The organism is Streptomyces sp. NPDC002994, from assembly GCF_040611155.1.
GTDB lineage: Bacteria > Actinomycetota > Actinomycetes > Streptomycetales > Streptomycetaceae > Streptomyces.
Genome location: NZ_JBEXNQ010000010.1, coordinates 196,135 through 214,672 on the forward strand (window position 1 = coordinate 196,135; position 18,538 = coordinate 214,672).

The 18,538-nt window shown below is 70.8% G+C and carries 17 protein-coding genes and 1 pseudogene; 7 read left to right on the forward strand and 11 right to left on the reverse strand.

Translation table 11 applies throughout. The features are described 5' to 3' along the window. Positions 1 to 152: 152 nt before the first annotated feature. Positions 153 to 281 (forward strand): annotated as a pseudogene (locus tag ABZX79_RS16220) (RNA-binding protein); the annotation flags it as partial. 110 nt (positions 282 to 391) lie between these two features. Here ABZX79_RS16220 and ABZX79_RS16225 read toward each other — a convergent pair. Further along, positions 392 to 1,498 (reverse strand): helix-turn-helix transcriptional regulator, encoded by a 1,107-nt coding sequence (locus ABZX79_RS16225; RefSeq protein ID WP_355256959.1) that lies wholly within the window; start codon positions 1,496 to 1,498, stop codon positions 392 to 394. A gap of 191 nt (positions 1,499 to 1,689) precedes the next feature. Between ABZX79_RS16225 and ABZX79_RS16230 the strand changes: the two genes are divergently transcribed. Next, positions 1,690 to 3,114, forward strand: a complete 1,425-nt coding sequence (locus ABZX79_RS16230) for an FAD/NAD(P)-binding protein (RefSeq protein ID WP_355256962.1) — start codon at positions 1,690 to 1,692, stop codon at positions 3,112 to 3,114. 345 nt (positions 3,115 to 3,459) lie between these two features. Here the strand turns inward: ABZX79_RS16230 and glnA are convergent, their stop codons facing one another. Continuing rightward, a complete protein-coding gene (glnA, locus tag ABZX79_RS16235; RefSeq protein WP_355256965.1) occupies positions 3,460 to 4,869 on the reverse strand; it encodes a type I glutamate--ammonia ligase in 1,410 nt (469 codons plus the stop codon). Positions 4,870 to 5,100: 231 nt separating this feature from the next. Here glnA and ABZX79_RS16240 point away from each other — a divergent pair, with 231 nt between their 5' ends. Beyond that, positions 5,101 to 5,568 (forward strand): RDD family protein, encoded by a 468-nt coding sequence (locus tag ABZX79_RS16240; protein WP_355256968.1) that lies wholly within the window; start codon positions 5,101 to 5,103, stop codon positions 5,566 to 5,568. A 102-nt stretch (positions 5,569 to 5,670) separates the two neighbouring features. Here ABZX79_RS16240 and ABZX79_RS16245 read toward each other — a convergent pair whose 3' ends face one another. The 4 genes from ABZX79_RS16245 to lipB all read right to left on the reverse strand — a co-directional run bounded on the left by ABZX79_RS16245 (position 5,671) and on the right by lipB (position 8,762). Further along, on the reverse strand, positions 5,671 to 6,372 hold the full coding sequence (locus ABZX79_RS16245; RefSeq protein WP_355256971.1) for a DUF4191 domain-containing protein: 702 nt from the start codon (positions 6,370 to 6,372) through the stop codon (positions 5,671 to 5,673). A gap of 10 nt (positions 6,373 to 6,382) precedes the next feature. Further along, positions 6,383 to 6,595: a hypothetical protein gene (locus ABZX79_RS16250; RefSeq protein WP_214977557.1), complete on the reverse strand. Its 213-nt coding sequence runs from the start codon at positions 6,593 to 6,595 to the stop codon at positions 6,383 to 6,385. Between the two features lie 252 nt (positions 6,596 to 6,847). Continuing rightward, the gene (gene lipA, locus ABZX79_RS16255) at positions 6,848 to 7,813 is read right to left on the reverse strand and encodes a lipoyl synthase (protein WP_355256974.1); all 966 of its coding nucleotides are present in this window, start codon (positions 7,811 to 7,813) and stop codon (positions 6,848 to 6,850) included. A 145-nt stretch (positions 7,814 to 7,958) separates the two neighbouring features. Continuing rightward, positions 7,959 to 8,762 carry a lipoyl(octanoyl) transferase LipB gene (gene lipB / locus ABZX79_RS16260; RefSeq protein WP_355256977.1) on the reverse strand — a complete coding sequence of 268 codons (804 nt, stop codon included), beginning with the start codon at positions 8,760 to 8,762 and terminating at the stop codon, positions 7,959 to 7,961. A 253-nt stretch (positions 8,763 to 9,015) separates the two neighbouring features. On the opposite strand from lipB, the gene ABZX79_RS16265 reads away from it, so the two are divergent. Next, positions 9,016 to 10,482 carry a regulator gene (locus ABZX79_RS16265; protein WP_355256979.1) on the forward strand — a complete coding sequence of 489 codons (1,467 nt, stop codon included), beginning with the start codon at positions 9,016 to 9,018 and terminating at the stop codon, positions 10,480 to 10,482. A gap of 101 nt (positions 10,483 to 10,583) precedes the next feature. On the opposite strand, the gene ABZX79_RS16270 is transcribed toward ABZX79_RS16265, so the two are convergent. Both ABZX79_RS16270 and ABZX79_RS16275 read right to left on the reverse strand, forming a co-directional pair. After that, positions 10,584 to 11,888, reverse strand: a complete 1,305-nt coding sequence (locus ABZX79_RS16270; protein ID WP_355256982.1) for an NAD(P)/FAD-dependent oxidoreductase — start codon at positions 11,886 to 11,888, stop codon at positions 10,584 to 10,586. A gap of 215 nt (positions 11,889 to 12,103) precedes the next feature. After that, positions 12,104 to 13,003, reverse strand: a complete 900-nt coding sequence (locus ABZX79_RS16275; protein ID WP_355256985.1) for a TIGR01777 family oxidoreductase — start codon at positions 13,001 to 13,003, stop codon at positions 12,104 to 12,106. A gap of 153 nt (positions 13,004 to 13,156) precedes the next feature. Here ABZX79_RS16275 and ABZX79_RS16280 point away from each other — a divergent pair, with 153 nt between their 5' ends. Continuing rightward, positions 13,157 to 14,305, forward strand: a complete 1,149-nt coding sequence (locus ABZX79_RS16280; RefSeq protein WP_355256988.1) for a PP2C family protein-serine/threonine phosphatase — start codon at positions 13,157 to 13,159, stop codon at positions 14,303 to 14,305. On the opposite strand, the gene ABZX79_RS16285 is transcribed toward ABZX79_RS16280, so the two are convergent. Next, a complete protein-coding gene (locus ABZX79_RS16285; protein ID WP_355257118.1) occupies positions 14,268 to 14,882 on the reverse strand; it encodes a TetR family transcriptional regulator in 615 nt (204 codons plus the stop codon). The genes ABZX79_RS16280 and ABZX79_RS16285 overlap by 38 nt on opposite strands. Positions 14,883 to 15,084: 202 nt before the next feature. Here ABZX79_RS16285 and ABZX79_RS16290 point away from each other — a divergent pair, with 202 nt between their 5' ends. Continuing rightward, positions 15,085 to 15,858, forward strand: coding sequence for an SDR family oxidoreductase (locus ABZX79_RS16290; protein ID WP_355256991.1), 774 nt, complete (start codon positions 15,085 to 15,087; stop codon positions 15,856 to 15,858). Positions 15,859 to 15,862: 4 nt separating this feature from the next. On the opposite strand, the gene ABZX79_RS16295 is transcribed toward ABZX79_RS16290, so the two are convergent. Then, on the reverse strand, positions 15,863 to 16,381 hold the full coding sequence (locus ABZX79_RS16295) for a DUF4240 domain-containing protein (protein WP_355257121.1): 519 nt from the start codon (positions 16,379 to 16,381) through the stop codon (positions 15,863 to 15,865). 183 nt (positions 16,382 to 16,564) lie between these two features. On the opposite strand from ABZX79_RS16295, the gene ABZX79_RS16300 reads away from it, so the two are divergent. Then, entirely contained in the window at positions 16,565 to 17,491 is a 927-nt protein-coding gene (locus ABZX79_RS16300; protein WP_355256993.1) for an SDR family oxidoreductase, read from the forward strand. A 14-nt stretch (positions 17,492 to 17,505) separates the two neighbouring features. Here ABZX79_RS16300 and ABZX79_RS16305 read toward each other — a convergent pair whose 3' ends face one another. Further along, on the reverse strand, positions 17,506 to 18,483 hold the full coding sequence (locus ABZX79_RS16305; RefSeq protein WP_355256996.1) for a YafY family protein: 978 nt from the start codon (positions 18,481 to 18,483) through the stop codon (positions 17,506 to 17,508). Positions 18,484 to 18,538 lie beyond the last annotated feature (55 nt).

Below are 18,538 nucleotides of genomic sequence, written 5' to 3' on the forward strand. Positions count from 1 at the left end.
CTGGCTCGACACCGATCCGACCGGCGCCACCCTGTGCTGTCTGCTCCTCGTGCCCCAGCCGCCCCGCAGCTCGTACGAGACACCCGTGATCACGAGCAGCGCATGCGCACCGTCGCGACCGCACTCGGCCTCGTCCCCTCGGCGAGCAGGCCGGACCCGCCAACATCAACCCCAGTGCGAGCCGTGACAAACAGCTGACCAACATCCGCTGCATCTACAGCCCCGAGAAGGAGGCCCTTGGCGCCCTCGCCATCGAGATCAGACTGATGGCGAGCAGCTGACCTGGCCATGCACCGACCGTCACTTGCAGACCTCTGGGACTTCGCGTTTCGTCAGCCGACAGCACCCGCCATCCGCGCGAAGCCAGGCGCTGTCGGCGCCGGGCGCGTACTCACACGGACCGGTAGTGCTCGGCGAACAGTCGCGCGACGAGTTCGCCTCGGCTGGAGACCTCTGTCTTACTGAAGATGGCTTTGACGTGGTCGCGCACGGTATGCGGGGAGATGAACAGCGTCGCGGCGATCTCGGTGGTGGGCAGCCCGCGTGTGATGAGCTGGGTGATCTCCAGCTCGCGCGGCGTCAGGCCGTACGCCTCGGCGATGAGGACCGCCCGATCGGCGGCGGCTGCCGGTTCGATGACGAGCGCCACGGGACCGGGTTGCCCAGCGGGGCCGCTGAGGCAGGAGGCGTGGCAGGTCAACCAGCGGCCGTCAACGGTTCGGATGCGCATCCTCGCGCCGCCTGCCCGGTCGCGGCCCTGGGTGATCGCCCGGGCCTGCAGCGCGGTGGCGACCACCCAGATCGGCAGCCTCAAGCCCAGCTGAGAGGGAATGGAGGGGCCTTCAGGGAGCTGCGAGAGATGCTGCCGCGCCTCTTCGTTGATCGAGGTCGGCTCACCGGAGGGATCGAAGAGCACGAGTCCGGGCGCGGGTGCGCCGGTTCTGCCGGCGGACGCGGACGGGCGGGCGAACCGGCGCAGCCGCGAGGCCAGCGGAGTGGACAGACCTGCGAGCAGCGTGGTCTCGGCCGGGCCGAAGGGGGCGCCGCCGTGCATACGGAACAGGCTCACCACGGCCCACGGCCGGTCGCCGACCCGCAGCACAGCGCGTAGCTCGTCGTCCACGCCCTGACCTCCAAGCAGCCGGCGGAAACGCGCGCTGCGTGCCGGCAGATCGCCGGTGGCCTCGCGCAGACCGGCCGCCGGGACAACGGCGCGGGCGAGGTCCCGAAACGGGAGGACGTTCTCCTCCAGGAGCTCGCTTTCCCAGTAGTCGGCGCAGCGTTCACCGGAGCCGAGGTTCTCCACCAGCATCGGCGCGGTGATGAGACCGGTTTCCGGGTCGGTGGCCGCCCATACGGCCGAGTCGAACGGCATGAGCCGTCGCAGCTTGGCGGACGTCCGGCTGAAGAGTTCGCGTGTGTCGGTGGCCTGATCCGCACCCGACAGCACCTTGGCGTGACCTGACAGCACCTCGGCGTGGCGGCGCGCATCGGACATGGAGATCCCTTCCGTGGTCTGGACGCAGGCCAGCCTGCCCGCCCCTCCTGTCCTGAGCCAACCCCCCGTTTGAGGGGGGGCATTCGCGGCCGGTCACCGCTGGCGGGGGATGGGGCTCGGCACTGGCGGCGGCGAGGCTCAAGGAGGCCGCGGGTCCTTTCGGCGGCGGCCCGGAACGTGAAGGGAAGAACATGGACATCGCAATTGTCGGCGCGGGTGCTGCCGCGGTCGGTCTGTTGGACACGCTGGCGGCCACCGCCGACAGGCCCGGGGCCATCACGGTGTTCGAGCCGTCCCCGCATCTTTGGCGAGGCCGCCCGTACGGCCCCGACTTGGACACGGTGCTGGTCAACGCACCACCGGCCATCATGTCGATCCGCCACCTGGACTTCGGGCACTACGCGACCTGGCTGGGCGCGCGTGGCACCGCCCATCTCGACGAACGGCTGGGACAACCGCTGGTTCCGCGCGCGCTCTACGGCGAGTACCTGGCACACACCGCCGAGACGGCGTTGGCCACCCTGCGCGAAGACGGTTGGCAGGTGCGCATCGTCACCGCCCTCGTCACCGAGGTGGCCCGGTCCGGGGCCACCTGGTCGCTCCGCACCGAGGACGGACAGGGACACGAGGCCGACCACGTGGCCCTGTGCGTGGGCGGGGGGACACCGCAAGACCACTACGGTCTCGGCGGCGCCCCCGGCTTCGTGGACGATCCGTACCCGCTGGCACGCACGCTCGACAGGATCCCGTCCGGCAGCAACATCGCGGTCATCGGGAGCGGCCTGACCGCGGTCGACGTCGTCGTGTCGCTCGTCGCGCGCGGGCACACCGGGCCGATCACGCTTCTGTCCCGCAGCGGTGTGCTGCCCCACGTCTGGCAGCGCCCGGTCGGCCACCGGCCGCAGCACGTGACCTCCGAGCAGGTGGCGGCGCTGCACCGGCAGCACGGTGTCGTCACCCTCGAGGACCTGATCGGGCTACTGCGCGCCGAACTGGCGGAGACGGGAGAGGACTTCGAAGCCTTCGTGGCCGAACTGCTGGCGACCGAGACCGAAGATCCTGTCCGGCGCCTGCGGGCGCAACTGGCCGCTGTCGACGACTCCAGGATCGGCCGCCGGGTCCTCCAGGAGACAGCGCACAGCGTTGGCCCGTACGCGTGGCGGCTGCTGCCCGAGCCTGACCGTCTGCGGCTCGGGCGTCACTTCCGCGTGGCGACGAGCGTGGCCTCACCGATGGTCCCGGTGAACGCCGCCACCATGATGCGGCTGTTGGACTCCGGGCAACTCACTGCCGCCGCGGGCGTCCGCAAGATCGAGGACGCGAACGGGGTGTTCCGGGTGGACGGCGACGACGGCGAGCGCACTTTTGACGTCGTCGTCAACGCCGTGAATCCGCCGCCGAGCGCGATCCCTCGGGGGGCCGGGCAGTTGGTCACAGCCCTGCTGGCCGACGGCTCGGCCGAGTTGCACCCAGCAGGTGGTCTGGTGTCGGCTGACCCACGTCTGCACGTGGTGGGAGACCTCGCAGGGGGTGGTCCGTTCATTACGTCAAGCATTGCGGGTATAGCGGTCCAAGCAGCACGAGCTGCTCAGGCGGTCGTTGCAGCCAGGGACTGAATCCGTCATCCAGTGGGCGGCCCTGGACGACAGCGTCCGCGATCCCGCGCGCTTTGAGACCTGGGTCGAGCGGCGGCAGAAGCTGCCCCAACGCGTCACGCCTCGTGGCTCCGCGAGGCAGAGTCACAGCACTGCCGTCAGGCCACAGCCGCATGAGCGCTGCGTCCCGCAGTCCACGTCCAGCACCCACCAGTCCGCACACAGTCCTCAACCTGGTAAGCCAGCGAGGACTGCTACCCCGATTATGGGTAGCAGCCCTCGCGGTTGTAACTGACGTCAAGTCAGGGTTTTCGCAGGTCACGGCCTGTTTGCAGGGCTTCCGCCCAGGTCGACCGACGCTGCCTCTTAGATGTCGAAGTACAGCTCGAACTCGTGCGGGTGCGGGCGGAGCTGGATCGGGGCGATCTCGTTGACGCGCTTGTAGTCGATCCACGTCTCGATCAGGTCGGGGGTGAAGACACCGCCGGCCAGCAGGTAGTCGTGGTCCGCCTCGAGGGCGTCGAGGACGGCCGGGAGCGAGGTCGGGACCTGCTGGACGTTCGCGTGCTCCTCCGGAGCCAGCTCGTACAGGTCCTTGTCGATCGGCTCGGCCGGCTCGATCTTGTTCTTTACGCCGTCCAGGCCCGCCATCAGGAGCGCCGAGAACGCGAGGTACGGGTTCGAGGACGGGTCCGGGGCGCGGAACTCGACGCGCTTGGCCTTCGGGTTCGAGCCCGTGATCGGGATACGCATGGCCGCCGAGCGGTTGCGCTGCGAGTAGACCATGTTGACCGGGGCCTCGAAGCCGGGGACCAGGCGGTGGTAGGAGTTCACCGTCGGGTTCGTGAAGGCGAGGAGGGACGGGGCGTGCTTGAGGATGCCGCCGATGTAGTAGCGGGCCATGTCCGACAGGCCGGCGTAACCTTGCTCGTCGTAGAACAGCGGGTTGCCGCCGGACCACAGCGACTGGTGGACGTGCATGCCCGAGCCGTTGTCACCGAAGATCGGCTTCGGCATGAAGGTCGCGGTCTTGCCGTTGCGCCAGGCGACGTTCTTCACGACGTACTTGAAGAGCATCAGGTCGTCGGCCGCGGCGAGCAGCGTGTTGAACTTGTAGTTGATCTCCGCCTGGCCGGCCGTGCCGACCTCGTGGTGCTGGCGCTCGACCTGGAGGCCGTTGCGGTCCAGCTCCATGGAGATCTCGGCACGCAGGTCGGCGAAGTGGTCGACCGGCGGGGTGGGGAAGTAGCCACCCTTGTAGCGGACCTTGTAGCCGCGGTTGTTCTCGACCGCACCGGTGTTCCAGGCGCCGGCCTCGGAGTCGATGTGGTAGAAGGACTCGTTCGCGGAGGTCTGGAAGCGCACGTTGTCGAACACGTAGAACTCGGCCTCAGGGCCGAAGTACGCCGTGTCGGCGATGCCGGTGGACGTCAGGTACGCCTCGGCCTTCTTCGCCACGTTCCGCGGGTCACGGCTGTACTGCTCGCCCGTGATCGGGTCGTGGATGAAGAAGTTGATGTTGACCGTCTTGTCCTTGCGGAAGGCGTCAACACGGGCGGTCGACAGGTCCGCGCGGAGCGCCATGTCGGACTCGTGGATGGCCTGGAAGCCGCGGATCGACGATCCGTCGAAGGCCAGCTCCTCGTTCGGGTCGAACGCCGCGGCCGGGATCGTGAAGTGCTGCATCACTCCGGGCAGGTCGCAGAACCGGACGTCGACGAACTTGACGTCTTCGTCGGCGATGAACTTCTTCGCGTCGTCGGCGTTCTGGAACATCCAACTCCTCCTACTCCCACCCGGTAGGGATGGGGTTGCAGCTCTCCGTGCGGCCAGTGCGGTGGCACACGCTGGACCCGACCATAGGCAGACCGGATTTCTCAAGCATGACCCATTTGTTTCGCGCAAGTTAACCGGACCGGCTCCAGGCCGGCTCCGCACCGGCTCCGGAACCTGGCTCGAAGGGGCCCGACCTCCAGGGTACGAAAGCGGTCGCAGTACCTTGTACGGGTGGACAACAGGCAAGCAATCGGATCGTGGCTCTCCGGGCCGGGCGAAGCCGCCAAGCAGCTGGGTGCCGACACCGGGTACCGGGGTGAGCGGCTCGGACTGCCGGAGCAGGGGCCGGGCGCCATCGCTCCCCTCGGCCGGCGCTTCGGCGCCCTCTTCGTCGACTGGGCCCTGTGCATGCTGATCGCATACGGGCTGCTCACCGGGGGTAACTGGCAGGCCTCGGGGAACTGGGCGCTGGGCGTTCTGCTCGTACTGAGCGTGCTCACCGTCGGAACGATCGGCTCGACCCCCGGCAAGCGCCTCTTCGGCCTGCGCGTCGTCGCGGAGAACGGCGACCGCCTCGGCCTCTTCCGCGTCCTCGTTCGCAGCGTGCTGCTGTGCCTCGCCATCCCGGCCCTGGTCTGGGACCGCGACGGCCGCGGCCTGCACGACCGCCTCGCACGCGCCGTCCAGGTCAGGATCTGACCGTACGAACGACAGAAGAATGACTGAAGGGCGGCCGGAACCTCTCGGTTCCGGGCCGCCCTTCGAAGTGTGTCGTACGGGTGTCGTACGGGAGTGGAGGAGTCAGCGCATCTTTCCGCGCGGCATCTTCCCGCCCTTGGGCATCGGCCCCTTCGGGAGGGGCATGTTCGACATCAGGTCGCCCATCGCGCGCAGCCGGTCGTTGGTCGTCGTCACCTGGGGGCCCTGGAGGACGCGCGGCAGCTTGAGCATCGTGGTGCGCAGCTTCTTCAGCGGCACCTGACCCTCGTCGTTGCCGATGATGATGTCGTGGACCGGTACGTCCACCACGATGCGCGCCATCTTCTTCTTCTCGGCCGCCAGCAGGGTCTTCAGCCGGTTCGGGTTGCCCTCGGCCACCAGAACGATGCCGGCCTTGCCGACCGCCCGGTGTACGACGTCCTGGTTGCGGTTCATCGCCACCGCCGGAGTCGTCGACCAGCCGCGCCCGACGTTCTGCAACACGGAGGCCGCAGCGCCCGGCTGTCCCTCCATCTGCCCGAAGGCCGCCCGCTCGGCGCGGCGTCCGAAGACGATCGCCATCGCGAGGAAGGCCAGCAGGAAGCCCAGAATGCCCAGATAGACCGGGTGATCGATCAAGAAGCCGATCCCGAGGAAGACACCGAACGTGACGATGCCCACGCCCGCGAGAACGAGACCGATCTTGGAGTCGGCCCGCCGGGTCATCTTGTAGGTCAGGGCAATCTGCTTGAGTCGCCCGGGGTTCGCAGTGTCCGCGTTGTCTGCGCGTTCCTTCCTCGCCATGCTGTGAAGTTTACGTTGCCTGGGAAGCCCGGTCGGCCACGGCCTCCAGTACGTGCTGAGCCTCGACCCGGTCCTTGGCCCTGCGCCGGTCTTCGAGCACCGATGTCCAGGCGTTGCGGCGTGCGGTGCGCTGTCCGCCGCGCATGAGGAGGGACTCCACCGCGCGCAGAGCGTCGGTGACGGACGGGATGGCGTGAGCGCGGACGGGGGTCGCGGCCTGCATGGTGTGGGTCCCTCCTCGGGGCGGTGACTCGGGAACGGCAGTGACTGCTGAGTGCAGCTGTGCGTAAACCTAGGGTCACTGATTGGTGTTACCAGCGCATGACCTGGCGGTCAAACACCCATGAACCCTTAACACGTACGGCTGAATCCGCGGCCTACGCGGACGCGGCCCGTACGGTCCCCCTCACCTGCGGGGACTGTACGGGCCGCGTCATCCCGGCCATTACTGGCCAGTAATTGCTTGTGCTCAGATTCACACAGTCTGCGTGGCCGCCAGCTGCTCCCGCCGCTCCATCGCCTGGCCGAACAGCCGGCCCGCGCGGTACGACGAACGGACCAGCGGTCCGGACATCACACCGGAGTAGCCGATCTCGTCGGCTTCCTCCTTCAGCTCCACGAACTCGTGCGGCTTCACCCAGCGCTCGACCGGGTGGTGCCGCGGCGAGGGCCGCAGGTACTGCGTGATCGTGATGAGCTCGCAACCCGCGTCGTACAGGTCCTGGAGCGCCTGGCTGACCTCTTCGCGCTCCTCGCCCATGCCGAGGATGAGGTTCGACTTGGTGACCAGACCGGCCTCGCGGGCGCGCGTGATCACTTCCAGCGAACGCTCGTAGCGGAAGCCGGGACGGATGCGCTTGAAGATGCGCGGCACCGTCTCGACGTTGTGGGCCAGGACCTCCGGGCGGGACGAGAAGACCTCGGCCAGCTGCTCGGGGACCGCGTTGAAGTCGGGGATGAGCAGCTCGACCTTGGTACGGCCGGCCTCGCGCTCCGCGGTCATCCCGTGGATCTGGCGCACGGTCTCGGCGTACAGCCAGGCACCGCCGTCCTCCAGGTCGTCGCGCGCGACGCCCGTGATGGTGGCGTAGTTCAGGTCCATCGTGACGACGGACTCACCCACGCGGCGCGGCTCGTCCAGGTCGAGCGCGGCGGGCTTGCCCGTGTCGATCTGGCAGAAGTCGCAGCGCCGGGTGCACTGGTCACCGCCGATGAGGAAGGTGGCCTCGCGGTCCTCCCAGCATTCGTAGATGTTCGGACAGCCGGCCTCCTGGCACACGGTGTGCAGACCTTCGCTCTTCACGAGCGCCTGCATCTTGGTGTACTCGGGGCCCATCTTCGCCCGGGTCTTGATCCACTCGGGCTTGCGCTCGATGGGGGTCTGGCTGTTCCGGACCTCCAGGCGCAGCATCTTGCGTCCGTCGGGTGCGACTGCGGACACGTCCGGCTCCCTACGACTTCGATTCTTCGGCGCCCACCAGGGTACGCCCGATATTTGTATGGGGATTACGTCTCGCCAACCCATGGCCAGCGGTCCGCATTCCCCGGGCACTGGACGAACCGCTCGGCGGCCCGCCGGACGGCCGCTAGACGGTGGCCGTCTCGACGGGACGAGGGGCCAGGTCCGCGTTCTCCAGTACGTCCCGAAGGTGCTTCTCGACGACCGGCAGAACCTCGCCGATGGTGACGTCACGGCCCAGCTCGCCCGCGAGCGAGGCGACGCCCGCGTCGCGGATGCCGCACGGCACGATCCGGTCGAACCAGGTGTTGTCCGGGTTCACGTTCAGTGCGAAGCCGTGCATCGTGACGCCCTTGGCGACGCGGATGCCGATGGCGGCGAGCTTGCGGTCCTCGCGGCGCTGGCCGGCGTTGGACGGGGCGTACTCGGGGCCGTTCAGCCTCGGGTCGAACTCCTCGTCCTGGAGTCGCGGGTCGAAGTCCAGCGACAGCCCGCCGACCGAAACCGACGGGCGCTGCTCCACCGGGTCGCCCAGCACCCAGACACCGCTGCGGCCCTCGACCCGGCTCGTCTCGACGCCGAAGTCGGCGCACGTATGGATCAGGGCGTCCTCGAGGCGGCGTACGTGCGCCACCACGTCGACCGGGCGCGGCAGCTTCATGATCGGGTAGCCGACGAGCTGGCCGGGACCGTGCCAGGTGATCTTGCCGCCGCGGTCCACGTCCACCACGGGGGTGCCGTCCAGCGGGCGCTCGCTGTCCTGCGTACGCCGCCCGGCCGTATAGACCGGCAGGTGCTCGAGGAGCAGGCAGGTGTCCGGGACCTCGGCCGCGAACCGTGCCGCGTGCACCTCGCGCTGCTTCTGCCAGGCCTCCTGGTACTCGACGGCTTCCGCGCCGAACCCCAGTCGGACAAACCGCAGCTCACTCACGGCAACGCCTCCCTTGAACGAACACCCGGCACGTTTCGCGCGCCTCAGCCACTGTACGGCCGCGGCGAATCCGGTCACCGGGCAGGTCGTTTTCGTCAGTGTTCGTCGGCGTTCGTCAGCGTGCCCACGAATCCTCACACGATCGGATGAATGTGGGCCGAAGGGACCGGGACGGATGGCATATGTCGCTAAATTCGCGCCGTTCCATGAGGGCTGCTGCCCGGCGCCCAGAAGGCAGGAGACCGCACAGCTGATGACGGAACGATCCCCGCAGCGCACCCCCAACCGCCAGCTCGCCGCGCTCATCGCGGAAGCGGGATTCTCCAACGCGGGCCTGGCCCGACGGGTGGACCAGCTCGGCCTGGAACACGGCCTCGATCTCCGGTACGACAAGACGTCGGTGACCCGGTGGCTGCGCGGCCAGCAGCCGCGCGGCACCACCCCTGCGCTGATCGCCGAGGTGTTCACCCGGCGCCTCGGGCGGCGGCTGACCGCCCAGGACCTGGGGCTCGACGCCTGCGCGCCCGTTTACGCGGGGCTGGAATTCGCGGCCACCCCCGAGGAGGCCGTCGACATCGTCAGCGGGCTGTGGCGCAAGGACTCGGGCAGCCACGCCGAACTCCGCAAGATCGCGTTCACCCCGGCGGGGCTCGTCGTCCCGAGCCGGGACTGGCTGATCGGGCGCGCCGACGACCGGGTCGCCCGCGGTGATCCGCCGCCGGCGAACGGCGTACGGGTGCCCCTCCAGGGCCGCGCTCCCGCCGTGCCGCGGCAGCGGCAGACCGGCCAGACCGGTCAGACCGACCGCAGCCCCGGGCAGCGCGTCTCCACGGGCGACATCGCGGCGCTGCGCTCGGTCGGCGAGCTGTTCCGGACACTGGACGACGCGTACGGCGGCGGGCACGCCCGGCAGGCGCTGGTGCGCTATCTGGAGCACGAGACGGAGCCGATGCTGCGCGGTACGTACGGGGAGGCGACGGGGCGGCGGCTCTTCGCGGCCGCCGCGGATCTGACCCGGCTGGCGGGCTGGACGTCGTACGACATCGCGGCGCACGGCCTCGCCCAGCGGTACTTCGTCCAGGCGCTGCGGCTCGCGCAGGCGGCGGGCGACCGCCCGTACGGCTCGTACGTCCTGGTCACCATGAGCCGTCAGGCGGTCTACCTCGGCCACGGGCGGGAGGCGGTGCAGCTGGCGCGGGTGGCGCAGCAGGGCGTGGGGAGCGCGGCACCGGCCGTGGTACAGGCGCTGCTGCATTCGGCGGAGGCGCGTGGGCACGGGGTGCTGGGGGAGGTCCGGGCGTGCACGGCCTCGCTCGTACGGGCGGAGCGGGCGATGGAGTCGGCGCGGCCGGGGGACGAACTGCCGCACTGGGCGCGGTTCTTCGACCAGGCCCAGCTGGCTGACGAGTTCGGCCACTGCCACCGGGACCTCCAGCAGTACCGGGCGGCGGCGCAGCACGCGGAGCGGTCGCTGCAACTGCGGGCGCCCGGCTATGCGCGGAGCCGGCTGTTCTGCCGGGTGGTGCTGGCGACCGCGCGGCTGGGGCTGGGGGAACTGGACCAGGCGTGCGCGCTGGGGGCGGAGTCCGCGCAGCAGGCTACGGAGATGCGGTCGGCCCGGGCGCTGGAGTATGTACGGGACTTCGAGAAGCGCCTGGAGCCGTACCGGGACGCGGCGGCGGTGCGCAACTACCGGGACCGGGTGGCGGCGCTGGGGTGACGGTGGCCCCGGCGGGGCTGAGAATTGCCGCTGCGCGGCAAATCCAGCCCGTCCGGCGTTTGAGGACACGCCCAGAGGGCGTCTGCCCCCCCCCGCAGGCATCACGCCGCCTCGCGCACCGCTTCCGCCGCGTAACCCGGCTGGATGCCGAAGTCCGTCAGGATCTCGTGCGCGGCCCGGCGGCCCGAGTGGAGCGCGCCCTGCACCGTGCTCGTCTCGCGGTGGTCCCCGCAGACGTACAGGCCCGAAAGGAGGCGTACGGGACGGCGCAGGTCGTGCGGCGCCGGCATGGCGGGGACCGCCTCCCTGTCGTGGTGGACCGCGAGGAGCTCCCAGTCGTCGGTGGATACGCCGTAGAGCCTGGCCAGGTGGGCGCGTACCGCACGGTCGGGGTCCGGCGGGGGTGTGCCCAGGACCGTGGAGGAGATCAGCGACCGGCCGCGCGGCGCGCGCGACGGGTCGACCTCGCTGAGGACGGCCGTGTGCGAGACGGGGCCGCTCCGGTCGGCGTCCAGCAGCAGGGCGGGGTCCGCGAGCGGGGACGTGGGCGCGGCGTGGTGAAAGACCGTCACCCGGTGGAAGGGCGGAACCCGCAGGCCCGGCAGCAGTCCGGCGGCGGCGCGGGCCCCGGTGGCCAGCAGAAGGGAGCGGCAGCCGAACGCGCCGTGGTCCTCGGTGGTGACCGAGGTGGTGGAAGCGCCGGTCACTCGTACGCCCGTACGTACCGTTCCTGGCGGCAGCGTGGCAGCCAGCAGCTCGGGCAGCGCGGAGGCCCCGCCCTCGGGCACGCACAGCCTGCCGCGTGCGAAGCCGCGCAGCGCGAGATCGGCGCACCGGCTGGAGGTGGTGAGCTCCGGGTCGCTGAGCAGCGCCGAGAGCAGCGGGCGCAGGAAGCCGTCGACCGTACGGGGCGGCAGTCCGCGTCCGGACAGGGCTTCGGCGGTGGGACGTTCGGGGCGGGCCATCAGCCGGTGCACGGGTGTGGCCGCGAACCGCCCGAGCGCCGCGCCGAGACGGGCCTGGTCGAGCGCGCCCCCGAACGGCGGTCGCGAGGTGCCTGCCAGGGCGCGCGCGGCGCTGAGCGCGCCCCGCGCGCTTCCGGCCTCTCCCGCGCGGTAGCGGCGGCCCCCGCTGTGGACGAGCACGCCGGGCGAGAACGTGCGCAGCGCGAGCCCTTCGAGGCCCGGGGTGCGGAGCAGTTCCGGATACGCGGTGCTGAGGACCTGGCCGATGCGGTCGAGGCGGAAACCGTCGACCTCCTCGGTGGCCATCCTGCCGCCCACGCAAGGGGCTGCCTCCAGGACGCCGACTGTTACTCCGGCGCTGGTCAGCTGGTGGGCGGCGGAGAGTCCGGCGACCCCGGCCCCCACTATGACGACGTCCGCGTGGTGTGCGGTGGTGAGCACGTGCCCCTCCCCGAGGTCGGCGCGTCTGTGGGGGGACTCATGCCCTCAACAGCTTCACGGAATGCCCGAGTTCGAGTTGAAGCGTAGAAGCGGATACGGACGGGCACAGTCGCGCACCGACCGGGGCATCGGAGCACAACCGGAGCACAATGGTCGTACTACGGACAGAAAGCGATTGGAATCGGTCAATCGGACGGCTTGGTTCAGCGCAGGCGTCAGTTCAGCGCCGCCCGCAGCGTGTCGTCGATCCCCGGGAACGCGAACGAGAAGCCCGACTCCTCCAACTGCCGCGGCAGCACCCGCTGGCTTCCCAGCACGTCCGTGGAGAACTCGCCCAGCGCGAGCCGCAGCGCCGGCGCGGGGACCGTGAAGAGCGTAGGCCGCTTCAGCAACCGCCCCATCGCCTCGGTGACCTCCCGGTTGGTGACCGGCTGCGGCGCCGTGAGGTTGACGGGACCCGAGAGCGACTCGGTGTCGACCAGATGGCGCAGCGCCGCGATGTGATCGTGCATCGCGATGTAGCTCCAGTACTGGCGGCCCGACCCCAGCCGCCCGCCGAGCCCCGCCCTGAAGAGCGGAAAGAGCCTTCCCCAGGCGCCACCCTCCCGGGCCACCACAAGTCCCGTACGGGCGAACACCGTCCGTACGCCCGCCTCCTGCGCCGGAGCAGCGGCCTCCTCCCACTCCACGCACACGGACGGCAGGAAACCCTCGCCGGGCGGCGCTTCCTCGTCCACCGCGCGTTCCCCGGTGTCGCCGTAGAAGCCGATCGCCGAACCGCACACGAGAACCTTCGGCGGCGCGTCCATGGAAGCGAGGGTTTCGGCGATCGCGGCCGTCCCGAGGACCCTGCTGTCGCGGATCTCCTTCTTGTACGTCTCGGTCCAGCGGTGGTCACCGACGCCCGCCCCCGCGAGGTGGACGACCGCTTCACACCCCGCGAGCCCGTCGGCGTCGACATACTGCCGCTTCGGGTCCCACGTCACCTCCTCCCGGGTGCTCGCCGCACGCCTGACGAGGCGCACCACCTGGTGTCCGTCCGCGCGCAGCGAGCGCACGAGCGCCGTACCGATGAGACCGGTCGAGCCGGTGACCGCAATCCGCATGCCGCCCATCCTGCCCCGCATTCCCCCGCACCGCGGTGCGGGGGAACACGACGTGCTCACGAGGCGTGCGGTAGGCCCCTGAGCCATAGTGGGAGGGGTGAAGGAACTCCGGATGCCGCCCACGTCAGCGACCCGCGCGATGCCCCGCGGGCCCTCGGCCCGATGAGTTCGGCCCGGGCCAGGGGCGCGGAAGAGGCCCCCGGCTGGCTGCGCGGAACGCCGCAGCCGCGCTGGCTCAGGGCCCTGCCCGCGGTGATCCTCGCGGCCCTGACCTTCGCCCAGATCGTCACGCCCCAGACACTCCAGCTCGGCTACTTCGTCGTCGCCGTGACACCCGTCGCGGCCCTCGCCTACGGCCCGCTGAGCGTCGCCGTGCTCGGCGTCCTCACCCTCCTGACGCTGAGCCTGCCGTTCGGCCGCCGGATCTGGGACGTCGAGACGCCTGACCTGCTCGCGGTGGTGGTCGTCGTCGTGCTCAGCGTGGTCATCTCGTGGGTGCGCACCCGGCGCGAGCAGCAGCTCGTGACGGTCCGCACGGTGGCGGAGGCCGCGCAGCTCGCCGTGCTGCCGCCGCTGCCCGCCGCCGTGGGCCCGGTCCGGTGCGCGGGGCTCTACCGGTCCGCGCAGCGCGGGCTGCTGGTGGGCGGGGACCTCTACGACGTACGCGAAGGGCCGCACGGCGTGCGGGCCCTGGTGGCCGACGTACAGGGGCACGGTCTTGAGGCCGTTTCGACGGTCGCCGCGCTGCTGGGCGCCTTCCGGGAAGCCGTGCTGGACGAGGGGGAGCTGGCGGGGGTCGCGGCGCGGCTGGACCGGCGACTGGTGGTCGACTCCGTCGCCGTGGAGCACGCGGAGCTCTTCGCCACGGCGGTCGTGCTGGAGTTCCCCGCCGACGAAGCCGTTGTACGGGTGGTCAGCTGCGGCCACCCGGCGCCGCTGCTCCTGCGGGGTGGGACCGCGCGCGAGCTCCCGGTGGATCCGGCGCCACCGCTGGGTCTCGGCCTGGCGGCGACCGTGCCGGTGGCGGCGGTGTCCGTACCCCTGGAGCCGGGGGACCGGATCCTGGCTCACACGGACGGGGTGACGGAGGCGCGCGATGCCGCGGGCGCTTTCTATCCGCTCGCGGAGCGGCTGCCGGCGCTGGCCGCCACCGTCCCGGCGGAGGACCTCATGGCACTCAACGAGGCCGTACGCGAGGACCTGGTGCGCTTCGCGGGCAAGGCGGAGAACGTGCGGGACGACGTGGCCCTGCTCGCCCTCGGGCACGGAGGGATCAGCGACCGGGAGCCGGCAGCCGCATCCCGCCCATGAGCTCGTTCAGGCAGCGCGCGGCGAGTTCGGCGGGGGAGCCGGGGCCCGAGACGGGGGCGTCCGACACCGACCAGGTCTCCAAGGCCGTACGGACGGCCGCGGTGGCGGCGGCCGCGGCGAGCCGGACCTCAAGGGGGTCGGCCCCGGCGCCGGCCAGCCGGCCGAGGACCGGCACCAGCAGCTCCTCCGACTCCTGGTTCACGCGGTACCAGACGGCGCGCAGCGCGGGGTCGCCCTCGGCCGCGCGGAGCAGGCCGCGCGTCCAGTCGAGCTGCTCGGCGGCCTGGGCGTCGGGCGTGGCGAGCGCCTCGGCGACGGCGCTCTCCAGGGCGGTGAGGACTCCGGTGCCGGGTTCGGCCGCTGCGAGCAGGCCGCGCCAGCGGTCGGCGCCGCCGGAGAGCAGCGGGGCGACGGCGTCCTGCTTGCTCCGGAAGTAGCGGTAGAAGGTGCGCAGCGCCACGCCCGCGCGGTGGGCGATGTCCTCGGCCGTGGTCGCGTCGGGGCCGCGCTCGGCGAAGAGCTCGGCGGCGGCGCGGGCGATGTCGAGCTGGGTGGCGGCCTTGCGGCGCTCGGTCAGGGAGGGCTGCGGGGGCGACGAGGGCGACTGGGGGGCGGACTGCCGGGGCTCGGGCGGCGGCTGGGTGCTCACCCCGGAAGAGTACGCCTGACAGACCGCGAAATGCACGAAATGACGCTATGGCAAAACGTGCCACGTAGGCGTACCGTGGAATGCGGGCAGGTGAGAGAGCCCGCCGCCATCAGCAGACCGGAGAGACAGCATGAACCGTTACGAAGGCCGTCGCGTACTGATCACGGGCGGCGGCTCGGGCATCGGCCGGGCCACCGTGCACCGCATCCTCGCCGAGGGCGGCCGGGTCGTCGCCGTCGACGTCAACGAAACCGGCCTGAAGGCGACCGCCGAGCGGGCCGCCGCCGACGGCGTGGCCGACCGCCTCACCACCGCCGTGTTCGACATATCCGACGAGGCGGCGGTCCGCGACGGCGTCGCGGCAGCGGTTGCGGCGCTGGGCGGCGGCCTGGACGTGCTGGTCAACGCGGCGGGCATCCTGCGCTCCGAGCACACCCACAAGACGACGCTGGACCTCTTCAACAAGATCATCGCGGTCAACCTGACGGGGACCTTCCTGATGATCCGCGAAGCGATCCCGACGCTGCTCGGCGGTGACAAGCCGGTGGTCGTCAACTTCTCCTCGACCTCCGCCACGTTCGCGCACCCCTACATGGCGGCGTACGCGGCGAGCAAGGGCGGCATCCAGTCGATGACCCACGCCATCGCGAGCGAGTACAGCGGGCAGGGGCTGCGCGCGGTCGCCGTCGCGCCGGGGTCCATCTCCTCGGACATGACCAGCGGCAAGGGCCCCGGACTGCCCGAGGACGCGGACCTGACGCTCTTCATGAAGCTGGCCCCCGCCATCGGCGAGGGCTTCGCGGCTCCGGAGACCGTCGCGGGCGTCGTCGCCATGCTGGGCTCCGAGGACGGGGCCCTCATCACCGGCACCGAGATCCGGATCGACGGAGGGACCCACTTCTGACTCGCTACCCGCCGAACCGCTCCCACAGCCGGGGGAAGCGGTCGGTCAGGGCCTCCTCGTCCTCGAAGTCGAACGGCGTGCCCTCCGGCTCCGGCTTCTGCGCCGGGACGCCCAGGTCGGGGGCGACCGCGCCGGTGAGCTGCTCGTACGCCTCGTCGGCGGCGTACCCCAGTTCCTCGCCGTCGCCGTCGACCTCCTCGTCGAACTCGTCGAGGAGATCGGCCAGGTTGTCCGGGTCGTGCAGCGCCCCCTCGAAGACCTCCCGGCCCTGGCCGATCAGCCAGCAGCGGAAGTAGTCGAACGCGTCGTCGCTCGCACCGCCGAGCAGCACGGCGGCCGCGCCCCACAAGTCCCAGCGGTACGCGCGGTTGTAGCGGACCTCGAAGTGTCGGGCGAAGTCGAGCACGGAGTCGGGGTCGAGCTGGAGCAACGCGTCGACCAGCAGGTCGGCATGATCCTCGGGGTCGCCCTCGGCGGCCTCGCGGGTGTGGTCGATGATCTCCCAGAATTCCGTCTCGTCCATCACGGGACAAGCATCGGCCTTGCCGCAGGCCCGCGCACGCGGAGTACCCCGGATGCGGCTGTGTCGTTACCCGGCTACGCCCGGGCGCGCCCCGCAGTGCGGCAAACAGGACAGAAGGTGTCTGCTTTGAGTGCCAGTGTCGATGCGTACGACACGCAGCAGCGGATCGGCGGAGGAGCAGGGATGAGCGAGCAGACCGCACCACTCAAAGGCAGGATCGCACTCGTCGCCGGAGCCACCAGGGGTGCGGGACGGGCGATCGCCGTGCAGCTCGGAGCGGCGGGAGCGACGGTGTACGTCACCGGGCGCACCACCCGCGAGCACGTGAGCGAGGTCGGCCGGCCCGGAGAGACCATCGAGCAGACGGCCGAACTCATCAACGACGCGGGCGGCGAAGCCATCGCCGTACCCACCGATCACCTCGAAGAGGACCAGGTCAAGTCGCTCGTCGAACGCGTCGACCGGGAGCACGGGCGCCTCGACATCCTGGTCAACAGCCTCTGGGGCGGCGACCATCTGCTCGAATTCGGCAAGAAGATGTGGGACGTCGAGCTCGCGCGCGGACTGCGGATGCTGGAGGCCGGCGTGAAGACCCACGCCATCACGCTCGGCATCGCGCTGCCCCTGCTCGTGCGGAACCGGGGCGGCCTGGTGGTGGAAATGACCGACGGGACGGACGAGTACAACCGCACCCGCTTCCGGGAGAACTTCTACTACGACCTCGCCAAGAACGCGCCGATCCGGATGGCGTTCAACCTTGGTCACGATCTGAAGGACGTGGGGTGCACGGCGGTCTGCGTCACCCCGGGGTTCCTCCGCTCCGAGGAGATGCTGGACGCCTTCGGCGTCACCGAGGAGAACTGGCGCGACGCGATCGCCAAGGTCCCCGACTTCGTGATCGCCGAGTCACCGGTGTACGTCGGCCGGGCGGTCGCCGCCATCGCCGCCGACCCGGAGCGGGCGCGCTGGAACGGACGGTCGCTGTCCAGCGGTCAGCTCGCCAAGGAATACGGCTTCACGGACACCGACGGAAGCCGCCCGGACGCCTGGCCGTACATCATGGAGGTCTCACTGGGCGGCAAGGACGCCCCGGCGAGCGACTACCGCTGACGGGCAGAAGCCGTTCAGTCGCACCAGTCGTAGAGCCGCGCTGTCCGGGCCGCCGCCTCGGCGAAACGTTCGCGCAGGGCCGGCGGCTCCAGGACCTCCAGCTCCGGCCCGAGGGAGAAGAGCTGGCTGAAGGCGACCTCGTACGACTCGACCGGCAGGGTCACCGTGACCCGCCCCAGCTCGTCCGGCGGCCCCGCCACCGCCAGGGCCTCGGTCGCCGCGGCGCGGTCCACGGCGTACGGCAGCCGCCGCGCGCCCGACTCCGACAGCCGCACCACCACCTCGGAACGCAGGATCGAGCGGGCGAAATCCGCTGCCCGCTCCTCCCAGAACTCCGGCAGCACAAAGCTCTCGTCCCGTACGAAACGCTCCTCGGACACGACCACCGCGGCGAAGCGGTCGATCCGGTACACCCGGAAGTCCCCGTCCGAGCGGGCGCAGAGGTACCAGACCCCGGCCTTCAGCACGAGGCCGTACGGCGCGAGTTCCCGTTCGACCTCGCGATCGTGGCCGCGTCTGTAGCGGGCGGTGAGCATCCGGTCGTCCCAGACCGCCTCCGCGATCGTCGGCAGCAACTCGGGCGTCTTCGGCTCCTGGTACCAGCCGGGCGCGTCCAGATGGAACCGCTGCGCCGCTGTGTCGGACGCGTCCCGCAGGGACGGCAGCAGCGCCGCCGACACCTTGAGACGGGCCGCCGACGCGGCGTCGTCGAGGCCCATCTCGCGGAGCGCGCGGGGAAGTCCGGAGAGGAAGAGTGCTTCGGCCTCGCTGCGGGCGAGGCCGGTGAGCCGGGTGCGGTATCCGCCGATCAGACGGTAACCGCCGGTCCGGCCCCGGTCGGCGTAGACCGGGACACCGGCCTCCGACAGTGCTTGCGCGTCCCGGGTGATGGTGCGCTCGGAGACTTCCAGTTCGCGGGCCAACTCGGCCGCGGTCATGGAGGGGCGGGACTGGAGGAGGAGCACCATCTTGATGAGGCGGGCTGCGCGCATGGGCGCCATTGTGCCGGGTGGTGGGGGCGGGTGGGAGAGCCGCTGCGCGGGGCGA